The 13822-nt window shown below is 64.1% G+C and carries 13 protein-coding genes; 12 read left to right on the forward strand and 1 reads right to left on the reverse strand.

Annotated features, from left to right (window positions below):
- Positions 1-91 precede the first annotated feature (91 nt).
- From NKI21_RS15570 to NKI21_RS15600, 7 genes are all read left to right on the forward strand, one after another.
- A complete protein-coding gene (locus NKI21_RS15570) occupies positions 92-1036 on the forward strand; it encodes a heme/hemin ABC transporter substrate-binding protein (RefSeq protein ID WP_352554747.1) in 945 nt (314 codons plus the stop codon).
- 278 nt (positions 1037-1314) lie between these two features.
- The gene (locus NKI21_RS15575; RefSeq protein ID WP_023814046.1) at positions 1315-1911 is read left to right on the forward strand and encodes a thioredoxin family protein; all 597 of its coding nucleotides are present in this window, start codon (positions 1315-1317) and stop codon (positions 1909-1911) included.
- A 30-nt stretch (positions 1912-1941) separates the two neighbouring features.
- On the forward strand, positions 1942-3567 hold the full coding sequence (locus tag NKI21_RS15580) for an FAD-binding protein (protein ID WP_352554748.1): 1626 nt from the start codon (positions 1942-1944) through the stop codon (positions 3565-3567).
- On the forward strand, positions 3564-3890 hold the full coding sequence (locus NKI21_RS15585) for a 4Fe-4S dicluster domain-containing protein (RefSeq protein WP_023814043.1): 327 nt from the start codon (positions 3564-3566) through the stop codon (positions 3888-3890). The genes NKI21_RS15580 and NKI21_RS15585 overlap by 4 nt, the downstream gene beginning before the upstream one ends.
- Positions 3891-3922: 32 nt before the next feature.
- Positions 3923-4759: an ABC transporter ATP-binding protein gene (locus NKI21_RS15590; protein ID WP_352775310.1), complete on the forward strand. Its 837-nt coding sequence runs from the start codon at positions 3923-3925 to the stop codon at positions 4757-4759.
- Positions 4760-4771: 12 nt separating this feature from the next.
- Positions 4772-5668 (forward strand): ABC transporter permease, encoded by an 897-nt coding sequence (locus tag NKI21_RS15595; RefSeq protein ID WP_352554749.1) that lies wholly within the window; start codon positions 4772-4774, stop codon positions 5666-5668.
- A gap of 35 nt (positions 5669-5703) precedes the next feature.
- Positions 5704-6723 (forward strand): aliphatic sulfonate ABC transporter substrate-binding protein, encoded by a 1020-nt coding sequence (locus tag NKI21_RS15600; RefSeq protein WP_352554750.1) that lies wholly within the window; start codon positions 5704-5706, stop codon positions 6721-6723.
- Between the two features lie 49 nt (positions 6724-6772).
- Here NKI21_RS15600 and NKI21_RS15605 read toward each other — a convergent pair whose 3' ends face one another.
- Positions 6773-7801, reverse strand: coding sequence for a LacI family DNA-binding transcriptional regulator (locus NKI21_RS15605; protein WP_352554751.1), 1029 nt, complete (start codon positions 7799-7801; stop codon positions 6773-6775).
- Positions 7802-8137: 336 nt separating this feature from the next.
- On the opposite strand from NKI21_RS15605, the gene NKI21_RS15610 reads away from it, so the two are divergent.
- From NKI21_RS15610 to NKI21_RS15630, 5 genes are all read left to right on the forward strand, one after another.
- Positions 8138-9751: an extracellular solute-binding protein gene (locus tag NKI21_RS15610; RefSeq protein WP_023814038.1), complete on the forward strand. Its 1614-nt coding sequence runs from the start codon at positions 8138-8140 to the stop codon at positions 9749-9751.
- 81 nt (positions 9752-9832) lie between these two features.
- Entirely contained in the window at positions 9833-10693 is an 861-nt protein-coding gene (locus NKI21_RS15615) for a carbohydrate ABC transporter permease (RefSeq protein ID WP_352866218.1), read from the forward strand.
- Positions 10690-11649: a carbohydrate ABC transporter permease gene (locus tag NKI21_RS15620; RefSeq protein ID WP_352441189.1), complete on the forward strand. Its 960-nt coding sequence runs from the start codon at positions 10690-10692 to the stop codon at positions 11647-11649. The genes NKI21_RS15615 and NKI21_RS15620 overlap by 4 nt, the downstream gene beginning before the upstream one ends.
- The gene (locus tag NKI21_RS15625) at positions 11646-12737 is read left to right on the forward strand and encodes an ABC transporter ATP-binding protein (protein WP_352441188.1); all 1092 of its coding nucleotides are present in this window, start codon (positions 11646-11648) and stop codon (positions 12735-12737) included. The genes NKI21_RS15620 and NKI21_RS15625 overlap by 4 nt, the downstream gene beginning before the upstream one ends.
- Position 12738: 1 nt before the next feature.
- Positions 12739-13800 carry an ABC transporter ATP-binding protein gene (locus tag NKI21_RS15630; protein ID WP_352441187.1) on the forward strand — a complete coding sequence of 354 codons (1062 nt, stop codon included), beginning with the start codon at positions 12739-12741 and terminating at the stop codon, positions 13798-13800.
- Positions 13801-13822 lie beyond the last annotated feature (22 nt).

The raw sequence follows: 13822 nt of genomic DNA on the forward strand, positions 1-13822 counted from the left end.
CAGGGGTCACATATTAAAACATGATGACACAAGTCAACTTTAAATTTATAGCCGACCATCATCGAGAAGCATCTGGCACGGGAACAGCGGCATGGTCGGCAGTTTAGGCGAAGGCAAGACGACCCACTGGTCGCAACCTGGCAGGATCGCGGCGGTGCTGCTTCTGGCGCTGTCGGTGCTGGCGCCTTCCTGTGGTTTCCAGGCGCTGGCCGCCGAGGGCGTTGTCGACGCGCTGGGGCGAACCGTCGTGCCGGGCGCGGCGACCCGAATCGTGACGCTCGGCTCCGACGTCACCGAGATCGTCCACGCGCTGGGCGCCGGCGAGCGGATCATCTCCGTCGATCGCGGCAGCAAATATCCGCCTGAAGTCGCGCAAAAACCCAATGTCGGCTACCGCCGCCAGCTTTCGGTCGAGGGGCTGGCCAGCCTGCGTCCCGACCTGATCCTGGCGGCCGAGGACAGCGGACCGCCGGAGGCGGTCGAGGTGCTAAAATCACTGGCGATCCCGATCGTCTTCGTCCCGCAGGACAACAGCCCGCAAGGCATCGAGCGGAAGATCACCCTGATCGCCGCCAGCCTTAGGCTCGAGGACAAGGGCAAGGTGGTTTCCGCCGAGGTGCTCACCGCCTTTCAGACGGCAGCCGATCTGGCAGCAAAAATCCCGCCGGAGCGGCGCAAGAAGGTGGTGTTCTTCCATGGCCTCGTGAAGCTGAGCGCTGCCGGCGCCGGCACCTCTGCCGACGCCATCATTCGCTATGCCGGCGGCCTCAACCCGATGGATGTCGTGCATGGCTACAGGGCGGCATCGGAGGAAAAGCTGATCGAGATGGCGCCTGACGTCATCCTGATGATGAGCGACGGCAAGAGCGGGCCGACGCCCGAGCAGGTGTTCGGCAACCGCGCGCTGGCGGCAACGCCGGCGGCGGCCAACAAGGCGCTGGTCGTGCTTGACGGCGCCTACATGATCGGCTTCGGGCCGCGCACATCAGATGCGATCCGCGATCTGGCGAAGGCGCTTTATCCGGAAGGGGAATGACGCCGTAAAATCGCAAGGCGGTTCGGCTGGGCAGTACCAATTCGTCGGCGAACCAGTTGAGCTTGATAAATCCTGTCCGTCCGGATTTCTCCGGATCGGCTTCCGCCCGAACAAACTTGGCGGCTCGGCCTGAAACATTGGCACGATATTCTAAGCCGCGCGGTTGACCGCGAATGCGCTATCCAGCCTATAATTATACTAAATTCATAGACTAACTGCGGACGTTCAGGGCGCTCGCACCTTGGCCTGTGAAAATGGTTGCACAAGGGAGCGCATCGATGCCGAAGACAGAGTCCAATCCGATCGACCTCGGCACCAGGGCGGCCGATTTCCTGTTGCCCGACGCGCAAGGCGTGCTGCACCGCCTCGCCGATTTCGACGCCAAGCCGGCCCTGCTCGTCGCCTTCATTTCCAACCGTTGCCCGTTCGTCGTGCTGATCCGCGAGCAGCTTGCCGCTTTCGCCAGGGATTATGCGGGCAAGGGGCTGCAAGTGGTGGCGATCAACGCCAACGACCACGAAGCGCATCCGGAAGAAACGCTTGCCCGTATCGGCGAAGAGGCCGAAAAATTTGGCTATTCCTTCCCCTATCTCAAGGATGCGTCGCAGCAGACGGCGAAAGCCTATGGCGCGGCCTGCACGCCCGACTTCTTCCTGTTTGATACCGACCGGCGGCTCGCCTATCACGGCCAGTTCGACGAGGCGCGGCCGGGCAACGGCAAGCCGGTGACGGGTGCCGATCTGCGAGCGGCGGTCGACACGGTGTTGGAGGGCGGCAGGCCCATTGCCAGCCAAGTGCCGTCGATCGGCTGCAACATCAAATGGAGTGCCGGCAACGAGCCGGTCTGGTCTTCCAGCGCGGCGCGCGCGGCCTAGCGCCGGCCTCGACGCATTCGCCAGGTGTCCATGCACAAGCCGCAAAAATCCGCTTCCGACAGCTTGCTGCTCCAGGCAGACGTGCTGGTGCTGGGCGGCGGCCCGTCGGCCGCCTGGGCGGCAGTCGCGGCGGCCGAGGGCGGCGCCAAGGTGGTGCTGGCCGACAAGGGCTATCTCGGCACCAGCGGCGCCACCGCGCCGTCCAACACCGGCACCTGGTGCGTGCCGCCGGGTGACAACAGGCACGCCGTGGTCGAACGACGCTGGCAGCGCACCGGCGAACTCGCCGACCCGCGCTGGATGCTGCGCTGCGTCGACACCGCCTACCGCAACCTGCTCAGGCTGTCCGAATGGGGCTATCCCTTTCCGAGCGAGGATGACGGACGGCTCTACATCGCCAATCTGCGCGGCCCGGACTACATGCGCTTCATGCGCCGCCGGGTGCTTTTGGCCGGCGTCACCGTGCTCGACCATCATCCGGCGCTCGAACTTCTGTCCGACGGCGATGCCATTGTCGGCGCCGCCGGTGTTGCGAGACAGATCGGCCAGGACTGGCGCGTCGACGCCAACGCCGTGGTGCTGGCGACCGGCGGCTGCGCCTTTCGCGAACGCATCCTCGGCGCCACCGGGCTGACTGGCGACGGCTATCTGATGGCGGCCGAAGCCGGCGCCAGCCTGTCGGGCATGGAGTTCACCGGCAAATACACGCTGGCGCCCTATGGCTCATCGCTGAACAAGGGCCTGCCGTTCCGCTGGGCCTCGTTCCATCGCGAAGATGGCTCGCCGATCGTCGGACCGACCGGCGAGCCGTTGCGTAACGGCATCGGCGACCGCGAGGAGGAAGTGGCGCGCGCGCTGATCGACGGCCCGGTCTATGCGCGGCTCGATCAGGCCGAACCGGCGCTGCAAGGCTGGCTGCGCCAGGGCCAGCCGAATTGCTTCGTGCCCTATGACCGCGTCGGCATCGACCCGTTCAGCGAGTTGTTCCGCATCACCTTGCGCGCCGAAGGCACGGTGCGCGGCACCGGCGGCATCGACATCGTCTCCGACGATTGCGCCACCGGCGTGCCCGGCCTCTACGTCGCCGGTGATGCCGCCAGCCGCGAGATGATGACCGGGGCCGTGTCGGGCGGCGGCGCCGTCAATTCATCCTGGGCGCTGGCCAGCGGCTGGTGGGCCGGCAAGGGCGCCTCGACCCATGCCAAGCGCCGCACCGGCAAGGCGTTCCGCAGTGCGGTGCAGTCGCTCGGCCAAGCCGGGTTGCGTCCGGCATCGTCGGCGAGTGCCGACATCTCGGCGAGCGAAGTTATCGAGGTGGTGCGTAGCGAAGTGACGCCGCTCGGCAAGAATTTCTTCCGCACCGGCGAGGGCCTGGAGAAAAGCGGCGAGCGGCTGGAGAGTGTCTGGCGCGACGTGCGCGACCATCTGCAAGGCGAGGGGCTGGATCGGGTCCGCACGCGCGAGGCGGCATCGATCGCCGCTGCCGGGCGCTGGTCCGTGGCCGCAGCGCTGCACCGCACCGAGAGCCGCGGCATGCATCGCCGCACCGACCTACCGGGCAAGAGCCCGGCCTTCGCGCACCGGCTGGTCATCACCGGTGTGGATGAGTTCCGCATCGCAGGTGCGCCTGAGCGGCTGGCGGAGCTGGCGTCATGATCGAGATCGTCTCGGCCACGCGCTGCGTCGAATGCGACATCTGCGTCAAGGTGTGCCCGGCCAACGTCTTCGACGCGACCGACAATGGCGTGCCGGTGATCGCTCGCCAGGAGGACTGCCAGACCTGCTTTCTCTGCGAGATCTACTGCCCGACCGACGCGCTTTATGTGGCCGAGTTCGCCGAAGGGCCGACCGGCATCACGGAAGCTCAGGCCGACGCCCGACGGCTGTTCGGCTCCTATGCCCGCGCGCTTGGCTGGAAGCGCGGCAAGGCGGGCGGCTCGGAATTCGACCCGACGCACCGCATCCGCGTGGCGCAGTGAACCGATCGGAGACAGATATGGATCGCCCGAACATGGACCGGATCGTCGTCAGCGACATCAGCAAGACGTTCCAGCTCAAGCCGGGGCAGTTCGTCACCGTCGATGGCGAGGCGACCGACCGCGTCACCGTGCTCGACGGCGTTGATCTCTCGATCCGCAAAGGCGAGTTCATCACGCTGGTCGGCCCGAGCGGCTCGGGCAAGTCGGTGCTGCTCGATATCATTGGCGGGCTGACGCAGGCGACCGGCGGCAATGTCCAGCTCGACGGCAGGCGCATCACCAGGCCCGATCCAAAGACCGGCTATGTCTTCCAGCAATATGCGTTGTTTCCCTGGCGCACGGCGCTCGCCAACATCGAATATGCGCTGGAAGTGCGCTGCGTGGCCAAGGCCGAGCGTACCGCCACAGCCCGCCATCTGTTGGCGCTGTTCGGCCTTGCTGGTTTCGAGGACCGTTTTCCCAACCAGCTGTCCGGCGGCATGCAGCAGCGTGTGGCAATCGCGCGTGCGCTGGCCAGCAACCCGGAAGTGCTGCTGATGGATGAGCCGTTCGCGGCGCTCGACCAGCAGACGCGTGAACTGCTGCAAGGCGAGCTGCTGCGGATCTGGGGCAAGATCAACACGACTGTCATTTTCGTCACCCACTCGATCGACGAGGCGATCTTCCTCGCCGATCGCGTGGTGGTGATGACGGCGCGGCCGGGCGCGGTGAAGGAGATCATCGATATCGACCTGCCACGGCCGCGCGACGGCGACATCCGCGCCAGCGCCGAATTCAACGCCTATCGCGCCCGCGTCTGGGACGTGCTGCGCGACGAGGTCAACAAGGCGCAGAAGGACTGGACCCTGTCACCAGCCTTCAGTCACTGAGGAGCTGGACCAATGGCCTATCTGACCGAGAAGTTTGGCTCCGCTGGAGCGCTCCACCTGTTTGCCGGCGCTGGCGAAACGGTCGCCGTCGCTAGGGTCCCGGCCATCAAGGCCAGCGCCAAGAACCGGAGCAAGAAAGCGAGCCACGGCACGTTCCTCTATGGCTTGCCGCTGCTCGGCCTGTTCTTCCTGCTGTGGGAGATCGCGCCCCGGCTCGGCTGGCTGAACCGGATCTTCTTTCCGCCGCTGAGCGAGGTGCTGGTCGCCTGGTGGGCGCTGCTCGCCTCGGGCGTGCTGATCGAGCATATCGGCATAAGCCTGCAGCGCGCTGCGATCGGCTTCGCACTCGGCGTGGTGGTGGCCATCCCGCTCGGTCTGTTGATGGGGCGCTATTGGCTGTTCGAGAAGGTTTCCGACCTTCTGGTGCAGACGCTGCGCAACACATCGCAATTCGCACTGCTGCCGGTGTTCATCCTTTTGCTCGGCATTGGTGAGGAATCGAAGGTGGCGATCACCTTCTACTCCTCGGTTTTCTTTCTCCTCGTCAACACGATCAGCGGCGTCAAGTCGGTGGATCCGCTGCTGATCAAGGCGGCGCGCTCGATGGGCACGTCCGACTTCGATCTGTTCCGGAAAGTCATCCTGCCGGCCAGCATTCCCTCGATCGTCGCCGGCGCGCGGCTGGCGGTGAAATCCTCGCTGTTCGCGGTCATTGGCGCCGAGATGCTGGCGGCCAAATCCGGCCTCGGTTTCCTCATCCAGAACTCGCAGCTGATGATGGAAACGGCCGACATGTATGCCGGCATCCTGACGCTGACCGTCATCGGCCTGACCGTCAACTACCTGCTTGTCTGGTTCGAGCGCTGGGCGACAGCCTGGAAAGGCCAGTCCGAGACCTCGCTCATCTGAGCCGTCCATTCATTCCAATCAGGAAGGATTTTCCCATGCCCAGCATTCCATTCGATGCACTTCGCCGACTGCTCCTGAAGGGCGCCATTGCCGTCGTCATCGGCCTTGGCGGCATGCCTGCCTTCGCCCAGGACAAGCCGGAAATCATCCGCATCGGCAGTACCGCGCCGGGGCATCTCAAATTCATCCTCGCCCAGAAGGACGGCTGGTGGGAGAAGGAATTCGCCAAGGACGGCATCAAGGTCGAACTGGTGACTTTCAATGGCGGTTCGGAGGCGACGACAGCGTTGGCCACCGGCGCGATCGAATTCACCTATACCGGCAACAATCCAGCGCTGCGGGTTGCTGCGTCCGGCGCCGACGTCAAGCTGATCGGCCTGTCGAGCTATGTGAAGGCCGGCGGTTCCTACATCGTCGTCAAGACCGACTCGCCGCTGAGGACACTGCAGGATCTCAAGGGTAAGAAGGTCGCCTATTTGACCGGCACGGTGCGGCATTCGAATTTCAGCAAGGCGCTGAACAGCGTCGGCCTGACCACCAATGATGTCGAAGGTCTGAACCTGCCTTTCGAGGCATCCGGCCCGGCGCTGCTGCGCGGCGATATCGACGCCATTGTCGAGACCGATTCGACGGCGGCCAAGCTGGTCGACACCGGCGAGGCGCGCGTCCTGTTCGACACCAGCACCCATCCGGAATGGAACGTGCCCAACGTCATCTCGGTCAACGGCGCCTTCGCGGCGAAATATCCCGATCTGGTCAAGCGGCTGCTGAAGGTCGATATCGAGATTTCGCGCTGGGCCGACGCCCATCCGGACCAGACGATCAAGACCTTTGTCGAGGCGACCAAGTCGTCGGAAAAATCCGTCCGCAAGACCTATGCCGACGGGGTGTTCCATCAGGATCCGAAACTCACGGACGACGCGATCGCCGCCTTGCAGGGCGAGGAGAAATTCATGGCCAGCGCCGGGCTCCTGAAGGGCTCGATCGACTATGGCAAATGGGTCGACAAGAGCTTTGTCGATGGCGCCGCGGCTGAAGTCGCTGCCGTCCAATAGGCCCGGAAAGATCGAGCGGGCGGCGCTTTGCGGCGCCGCCTCGTACAGGTCAAATCTCCGGAATGTTCTCCTTGAAGACCACCTGCAGCCTTGGCTGGTGCAATTCGTAGGGCAGCCCCCGGACCGCATGGATCAGGGTGTTGAGCGCTTCGCGGGCCTCGACGCGCGGGTTCTGGTCGATCACCGCGTCGAGCGTGCCGTCGAGCAGAAGGTCCTTGGTGCCGTCCGTCACTTCGTGGCCGAGGAAGACCATGGATTGGGCGCGGCCGCGCTCCTTGAGCGCGCGGGCGATGCCGGTGTTGCCGGCGCCGACATTGTAGATCGCGGCAAGGTCGGGGTGCCGCTCCAGCAGGGCCGATGCCTCCGAATAGGCCTTCTCGCGGTCGTCGAGCATTTCGCGCATCTCGACGATCTGCAGATTGGGTGATTCCTCGGTCAATACGTGGCGGAACCCCATCTCGCGTTCCTCGTGGCCGCGATAAGACAGCGAGCCGGCGAACAGCGCCACCTTGCCCGGACGCCCCGATCCCATGAAGCGGTTGAGCAGATAGCCGGCCAGCCGCCCGGCGGCGCGGTTGTCGATGCCGATATAGGCGACCCTGGGTACATGCAGGATGTCGGAGGCGATGGTCACCACCTTGATGTCGTTGGCCGACAGGGAGCGGATTGCTTCGCGCACCGTCGGATGGTCGAGCGCGATGACGCCGACGCCTTGCGTCTGTCCGCGCAGATCCTGCAACAGGCGAGCAAGCCGGTCAGGATTGAAGCCCTCGATGGTGGCGATATGGACATCGAGGTCGGGCCGCGCCAGAGCCTGTGCCTCGATCTGGCGGTGCAGCATCTTGATGAAGGAATTGGTGCCGGCCGGCAGGGCGAAGTCGAGCCGGATGACCTCGCCGGGCGAGGGTCGTGGCGGCGCGCCGTTCGGGCCTTCGGCGATGTAGCCGAGGCGCTGCGCCATTTCGAGCACGATTTCCCGTGTGCGCGCCCGTACGCCGGGTCGGTTGTTGAGCACGCGGTCGACGGTGGCGGCCGAGACGCCGGCCTCCCGGGCTATGTCAGTCAGGGTGGAACGCACCGTCTTTCATCTCCTGCATGCGTCAGATCGGCTGGTGACGGCTTCCCCGCCATCGGCGATTCTGATGGGAAATGATGTATCCGCCCTTGGCCGATGTGCAAGCCGCCGCGCTAAATCAAATCGTCCGGCAGGGCTGCGCAGGGCCGGTAAGGGCCGGGTGCCCTCAAATTGAGGCATTCGGCGTGACGCATGGATCCCGTTTTTGTGCATTTCCTTGCCTTGTTGCAACGTTATGAGGTGTTTTGATTATTTATGATGTTGACAGCCTTGCCATGCTGCCGTCAATATCCCTCATAAGGGCCGTGGAGGAAACGTGGCCCTGAGGGAGGAGTTTCAATGTCTGACTTGATCCGCATCTCGCGGCGCCGGCTGCTGGCATCCGGAGGAAAGGCGGCTGTGATCATGGCCGCCGCTGGTATCGCACCCCAATTCATTCGTCCCGGACGTGCCTATGCGGCCGACGCGCTGGCGCCCGGCATGATCGGCGGCCCGACGGGCTTCGAAGGGGCCGAGCGCTACCAGTATGGCGCCGATACGCCGGAAGGCCGCGCCATCGAGGCGGCCAAGGCGCTGAAGGGCGCCGGCAAGGCGCCGGCCAAGATCGTGCTCGGCCTGTCCGACGGCTCGATCGGCCAGCTCACGCAGCCGTTCCCGGCCGGTGCGCCGTCGATCAAGGAGCTGTGGGAAAAGGAAACCGGCATCGCGATCGAAATCGTCGGTTTGCCGAACGGCCAGGAATTCACCAAGACGATGCAGGACATCTCCACCAAGGGTGGGGCCTACGACATCTACTCGACCGAATGGAACCGTCTTGGCGACCTCGCCGAAACCGGCGGCATCGCCAAGCTCGACGACTTTGTCGCGCAGCATAAGCCTGAATGGGACGATCCGGTCAGCGGCTATGTCAACGGCGCCAAGGGCGTGTCGCTGCTCAACAAATACCGCGGCTCGAACTATGGCGTGTCGCTGGACGGCGACTTCCAGACTTGGGTCTACCGCGCCGACCTGTTCGGCGACGAAGCCGAGAAGAAGGCCTTCAAGGACAAATACGGCTACGATCTGGCGCCGCCGAAGACCTGGAAGCAGCATGGCGACATAGCCGCCTTCTTCCAGCGACCGGACAAGGGCCTGTTCGGCTCGACCGACCTGCGTAACCAGGGCTGGGGCTACACGAACTGGTACCAGCGCTATGTCTCGATGGCTTCGCCCAACCAGTTCCTGTTTGGCGATGACGGCAAGCCGATGATCAATTCCGAGCAAGGCATTGCCGCCACCAATGAATATGTCGCTTCGCTCGCGCATCATTCGCCGGATGCGATCTCCTGGGGTTGGCCGGAGCAATACGGCAACTTCGCCAAGGGTGGTGCGGCGATGACCTGCGCCTTCTCCAACTTGCCGAAATTCCTCGACAATGCCGGCAACAAGGATTCAGCCGTCACCGGCAAGATCGGCTCGATGCTGCCGCCCGGCCGCGAGATCGGCGGCAAGCTGATCAGCCGTTCCGTGTTGTGGTTCTCGCTGACCGGCATGGTCTCGTCGCAGTCGAAAAACCAGGAGGTCGCCTATCTCCTGCTGCAATGGCTGGGCTCGGCCCGTATCTACGCATGGATGAGCGCCAACCCCGGCGGTTATCTGGACCCGTTCCGGCTTTCGGACTTCTCCGATCCGCTGGTGCGCCAGACCTATCATGCCTACCACATGGACGTCGTGCGCGAGACGGTCGCCCGCACCGTGCCGACCATCAACTATCCCGGCGCGACAGCCTTCCACAATGCGCTCGACGAGAACCTGATGGCGGCGCTGACCAAGGCCAAGACATCGGAGCAGGCGATGGCCGATACCGAGGCAGAGTGGAAAAAGATCGCACGGCGCACCGGCGAGGACAAACTGCTCGAAGCCATCAAGACCAACAAGGAGGCCTGGCCGACAGTTCTCGATCCAATCGTCTGATCCTTCTCCCTGGATCATATCGAAGGAGGGGAGGAGCTTGCTTCTCCCCTCCGCCCACAACGCCACCAGCAAAGCCGCCAGATGAAGCGTTCCGTTCCTTTCCTGATATTCCGCTATGCCGCGATCTTCGCGGCCATGGCGGTGACGCTGGTGCCGATCCTGTGGATGGTATCGATGGCCTTCAAGCCGATCGCCGAATGGTCGGCGACCGGCGCCGACCTGACCTGGTGGCCGAAGAACCCGACGCTCAGCAATTTCCGTTTCGTCTTCGGCGAGTCGACCAACAATTTGATCGTCGCGCTCGACCGTAACGCGCTGAAGCCGATCCTCGCATCGCTGCTGTCGGCGGTTTTCGGCACGGTGATCGCCATGTCGGCGGGCACTGCCGCGGCTTATGGGCTGTCGCGTTTCGGCTCCGGCCAGAACCTGCCGCTGGCGCTGATCCAGCTCCGGATCTTTCCGCCGATGGCGGTCATGATCCCGGTGATGATCATGTGGGCTTTCCTCAACTTCACCGATAGCTGGTGGGGCCTGGCGCTGATCTACGGCATCGTCACCTTGCCGTTCGCCTTCTGGCTGATGAAGACCTTCTTCGACGACATGCCGCGCGAGATCGAGGAGGCGGCGCTTGTCGAAGGCTGTTCGCGGCTGCGCGTCTTCACGCGCATCACGCTGCCGATGATGCGCGCGCCGCTCGCCAGTGCGGCGCTCTTCGTCTTCATCCTCAACTGGTCGGACTATTTGATCGCGCTGCTTCTGACGACACGCGAATGGGTGACCATCCCGGTCTACATGGCCTCTCTGTCCTCCTCGATGACCGGGCAGCTCTATGGCGCCAAGGCGGCGCTTGGCCTGATCGCGGCCGTGCCGCCGGTCATCATGGGCATCGTCATCCAACGCCATCTGGTGCGCGGGTTGACGTTCGGGGCGCTCAAGCAATGAGCGCGGTGACTGTCATGACTTCCAAGGATGAGATGAAAGCCGTCGGAACAAGGCCGGGTTCGCGTGACGAGGGCGCAAGGCTGGGTTTCCGGCTGACATTGCCCGCTCAGATCCTCGTGCTGTTCATCTCGGCCTTCCCGCTGTTGATGCAGCTCTACATCAGCGTCACCGACTGGTCGCCTCTGTCGGGCACCGGCTGGTGGAACGCCTGGTCGATGTGGAACAGCTTTGCCAACTACACCGATCTCGCCGCCGACGCGCGCTTCTGGAGCGCGCTGAAGCGTACGGCCATCGTCATGATCGTCTGCGTGCCGGCGGAATTCCTGCTTGGCCTGGCACTGGCGACGCTGTTTGCCGACGATTTCCCGGGCAAGCGCGTCTTCTACTCGATCCTGCTGATGCCGATGATGGTGGTGCCGGCGGTGGCCGGCTACATGTTCTTCATGCTGTTCCAGTCAGGCGGCCCGGTGAACGACATCTTGTCGTCGCTGACCGGTTCTCCCGTCACCATCGCCTGGCTGTCGGATCCGACGCTGGCGCTGATCGCTGTCATGATCGCCGACATCTGGCAATGGACGCCGCTGATGTTCCTCATCCTGCTCGCCGGCCTGGTCGGCGTGCCGGAGGACCAGATCAAGGCGGCGACGCTGCTCGGCGCCAATCCCTGGCAGCGCTTCGTCACCATCGTGCTGCCGAAGATGAAGACGATCATCATCATCGCGCTGGCGATCCGGGTGATAGAGAACTTCAAGATCTTCGACACGCTCTACATCATGACCGGCGGCGGTCCAGGCGTCGCCACCGAAACCATCTCGGTCTACATCTACAAGCTCACCACGCAGGACCTGATCTGGGGCTATGTGGCGGCGATCGCGCTGGCCATTTTGGTCGTGCTGTCGATCGTCGCGGTGTTCGCCATGAAGCGCATGGCGCGGGCACGCGAGGTGGCGGCATGAGCGCAATTCACCTGCAAAACCTGGTCAAGAAATTCGGCGACTTCACCGCGCTGAAAACCATGGATTTGGAAATTGCCGATGGCGAGTTCATGGCGCTGCTCGGCCCGTCGGGCTGCGGCAAGTCGACGACGATGAACATGATCGCCGGCATGGAAGAGCCGACCGGCGGCAAGATCCTGTTCGGCGAGCGCGACATGGCCGGTGTGCCGATGGGCCGGCGCGGCGTCGGCTTCGTCTTCCAGAACTACGCCATCTTCACGCATATGACGGTGCGCCAGAACCTTGCCTATGGGCCAAAAATGCGAGGGGCTGCCAAAGCCGAGATCGATCGCCGTGTCGGCGCCATCGCCGAGATGCTGCAACTGACGCCGCTGCTCGACCGCAAGGCCGACAGGCTGTCAGTCAACATATTGCAGCGGGTGGCGATCGGCCGCTCGGCGATCATGGAGCCGGCGATCTTCCTGCTCGACGAGCCGCTCTCCAATGTCGACGCCGCTTTCCGGGCCGTCATGCGCACCGAACTGAAGCAGCTGCAGCGGCAGTTCCGCCAGACCATGGTCTACGTCACCCACGACCAACTCGAGGCGATGACCATGGCCGACCGCATCGCGGTCATGGATCATGGCGTGCTGCAGCAGGTCGGCACGCCGCTCGAGGTCTACAACGATCCAGCCAATGTCTTCGTCGCCCGCTTTATCGGTGCACCGGGCATGAACCTGCTCAAGGGCAGGCTGGCGGAGAGCGATCGCGGACTGGTCGTCGATCTCGGGCCGTTGGGCGTCACGCCGCCGCTGCCGGGCGAACTCGCGGCGGCCATGCGCGGTGCCCGCGGCGAGGTGCTTTACGGATTCCGGCCGGAACAGGCGACGTTGGTGCAGAATGGGCAGGGCCTCGCAATGCCGGTGACCTTTGTCGAACGGATCGGTGCGCGCACCATCGTTCATCTCGGCCAGGGCGAGGCGGCTGTGAAAACGGTGTTCGACAATGATGTCGGACTGGCTATCGGCGACACCGCTGTCATCGCCCCCACTACGTCGTCGGTGCGCGTCTTTGACGCCGCTGCCGGCCTTGCGATGAAGGCAGGTTGAGATGGCCGATATCGTCTTCCGCAACGTGACCAAACGCTACGGCAACACACTTGCCGTCGACGACGCCTCGTTCACCGTCAACGACAATGAGTTCTTCTGCTTCTTCGGACCGCCGCTGTCGGGCAAGTCGACCATCCTGCGCCTGGTGCTTGGGCTGGAGACACCTGACTTCGGAGAAATCCTGATCGGAGGCAGGCCGGTCAACGCGATGTCACCGGCCGAGCGCAACGTGGCGATGGTGTTCCAGAACCTGGCGCTGTTTCCGCATATGAGCGCGCTCGGAAATGTCCGCTTCCCCCTGGTCGAACGCCGGGTGGCCGAGGTCGAGATCAAGCGGCGGGTCACGGACGTCGCGGCGAAGCTGCATATCGGCCATATCCTGCACAAGCCGCCGGGACAGCTTTCGGGCGGGGAGCGGCAGCGCGTGGCGATCGCGCGGGCTCTGGTGCGCGATCCCAATGCCTATCTGATGGACGATCCGATCTCGGCGCTAGACGCCAGGCTGCGCGAGGAAACGCGCGTCGAGCTGAAGCGCATCCAGCGCGAACTCGGCAAGACGCTGATCTATGTCACGCATGACCAGGAAGAGGCGATGTCGGTCGCCGACCGCATCGCTATCCTGGAGGACGGCAAGGTCAGGCAGATCGGCACGCCGGCAGAGATCTACGACCGCCCGGCCAGCACCTATGTGGCAAGGCTGCTTGGCTCGCCGATGATGAACATTCTCAGATCGGCGCGCGGCGAGGGCGGTGTCGAAGCGGCTGAAGGCACGATCCGCATCGAAGACAAGACAGCGCCCGCCGACGCCGTGGAGATCGGCCTGAGGCCGGAAGACATCAAGGTCAGACCGTGGGCGGATGGGGGCCCGGGCCGCCCGGCGCGAGTGTTCGAGGTCGAGCCGCTTGGCGGCTACACCGTGGTGACGCTCGCTGCCGGGCAGGCGCGGCTGAAGGCATTGCTGCGCGGCCAGCCCGACATTCGGCCGGATGCCATGGTGGCGATATCCTGCGAGCCGGCCAGAGTGCATTATTTCGAACAGAGCGGCGGGGCGTTGGCACGATGACGGCCGCCGCAAGGAAAGACTT

Origin of the sequence: Mesorhizobium sp. M0715, assembly GCF_040320355.1 — a bacterium.
In the GTDB taxonomy this organism is placed as follows: Bacteria; Pseudomonadota; Alphaproteobacteria; order Rhizobiales; family Rhizobiaceae; genus Mesorhizobium.

Bases quoted from the DNA above. Each gene is read 5' to 3' on its own strand.
- NKI21_RS15570 (WP_352554747.1), top strand. From the start codon at position 92: ATGGTCGGCAGTTTAGGCGAAGGCAAGACGACCCACTGGTCGCAACCT.
- NKI21_RS15575 (WP_023814046.1), top strand. From the start codon at position 1,315: ATGCCGAAGACAGAGTCCAATCCGATCGACCTCGGCACCAGGGCGGCC.
- NKI21_RS15580 (WP_352554748.1), top strand. From the start codon at position 1,942: ATGCACAAGCCGCAAAAATCCGCTTCCGACAGCTTGCTGCTCCAGGCA.
- NKI21_RS15585 (WP_023814043.1), top strand. From the start codon at position 3,564: ATGATCGAGATCGTCTCGGCCACGCGCTGCGTCGAATGCGACATCTGC.
- NKI21_RS15590 (WP_352775310.1), top strand. From the start codon at position 3,923: ATGGACCGGATCGTCGTCAGCGACATCAGCAAGACGTTCCAGCTCAAG.
- NKI21_RS15595 (WP_352554749.1), top strand. From the start codon at position 4,772: ATGGCCTATCTGACCGAGAAGTTTGGCTCCGCTGGAGCGCTCCACCTG.
- NKI21_RS15600 (WP_352554750.1), top strand. From the start codon at position 5,704: ATGCCCAGCATTCCATTCGATGCACTTCGCCGACTGCTCCTGAAGGGC.
- NKI21_RS15610 (WP_023814038.1), top strand. From the start codon at position 8,138: ATGTCTGACTTGATCCGCATCTCGCGGCGCCGGCTGCTGGCATCCGGA.
- NKI21_RS15615 (WP_352866218.1), top strand. From the start codon at position 9,833: ATGAAGCGTTCCGTTCCTTTCCTGATATTCCGCTATGCCGCGATCTTC.
- NKI21_RS15620 (WP_352441189.1), top strand. From the start codon at position 10,690: ATGAGCGCGGTGACTGTCATGACTTCCAAGGATGAGATGAAAGCCGTC.
- NKI21_RS15625 (WP_352441188.1), top strand. From the start codon at position 11,646: ATGAGCGCAATTCACCTGCAAAACCTGGTCAAGAAATTCGGCGACTTC.
- NKI21_RS15630 (WP_352441187.1), top strand. From the start codon at position 12,739: ATGGCCGATATCGTCTTCCGCAACGTGACCAAACGCTACGGCAACACA.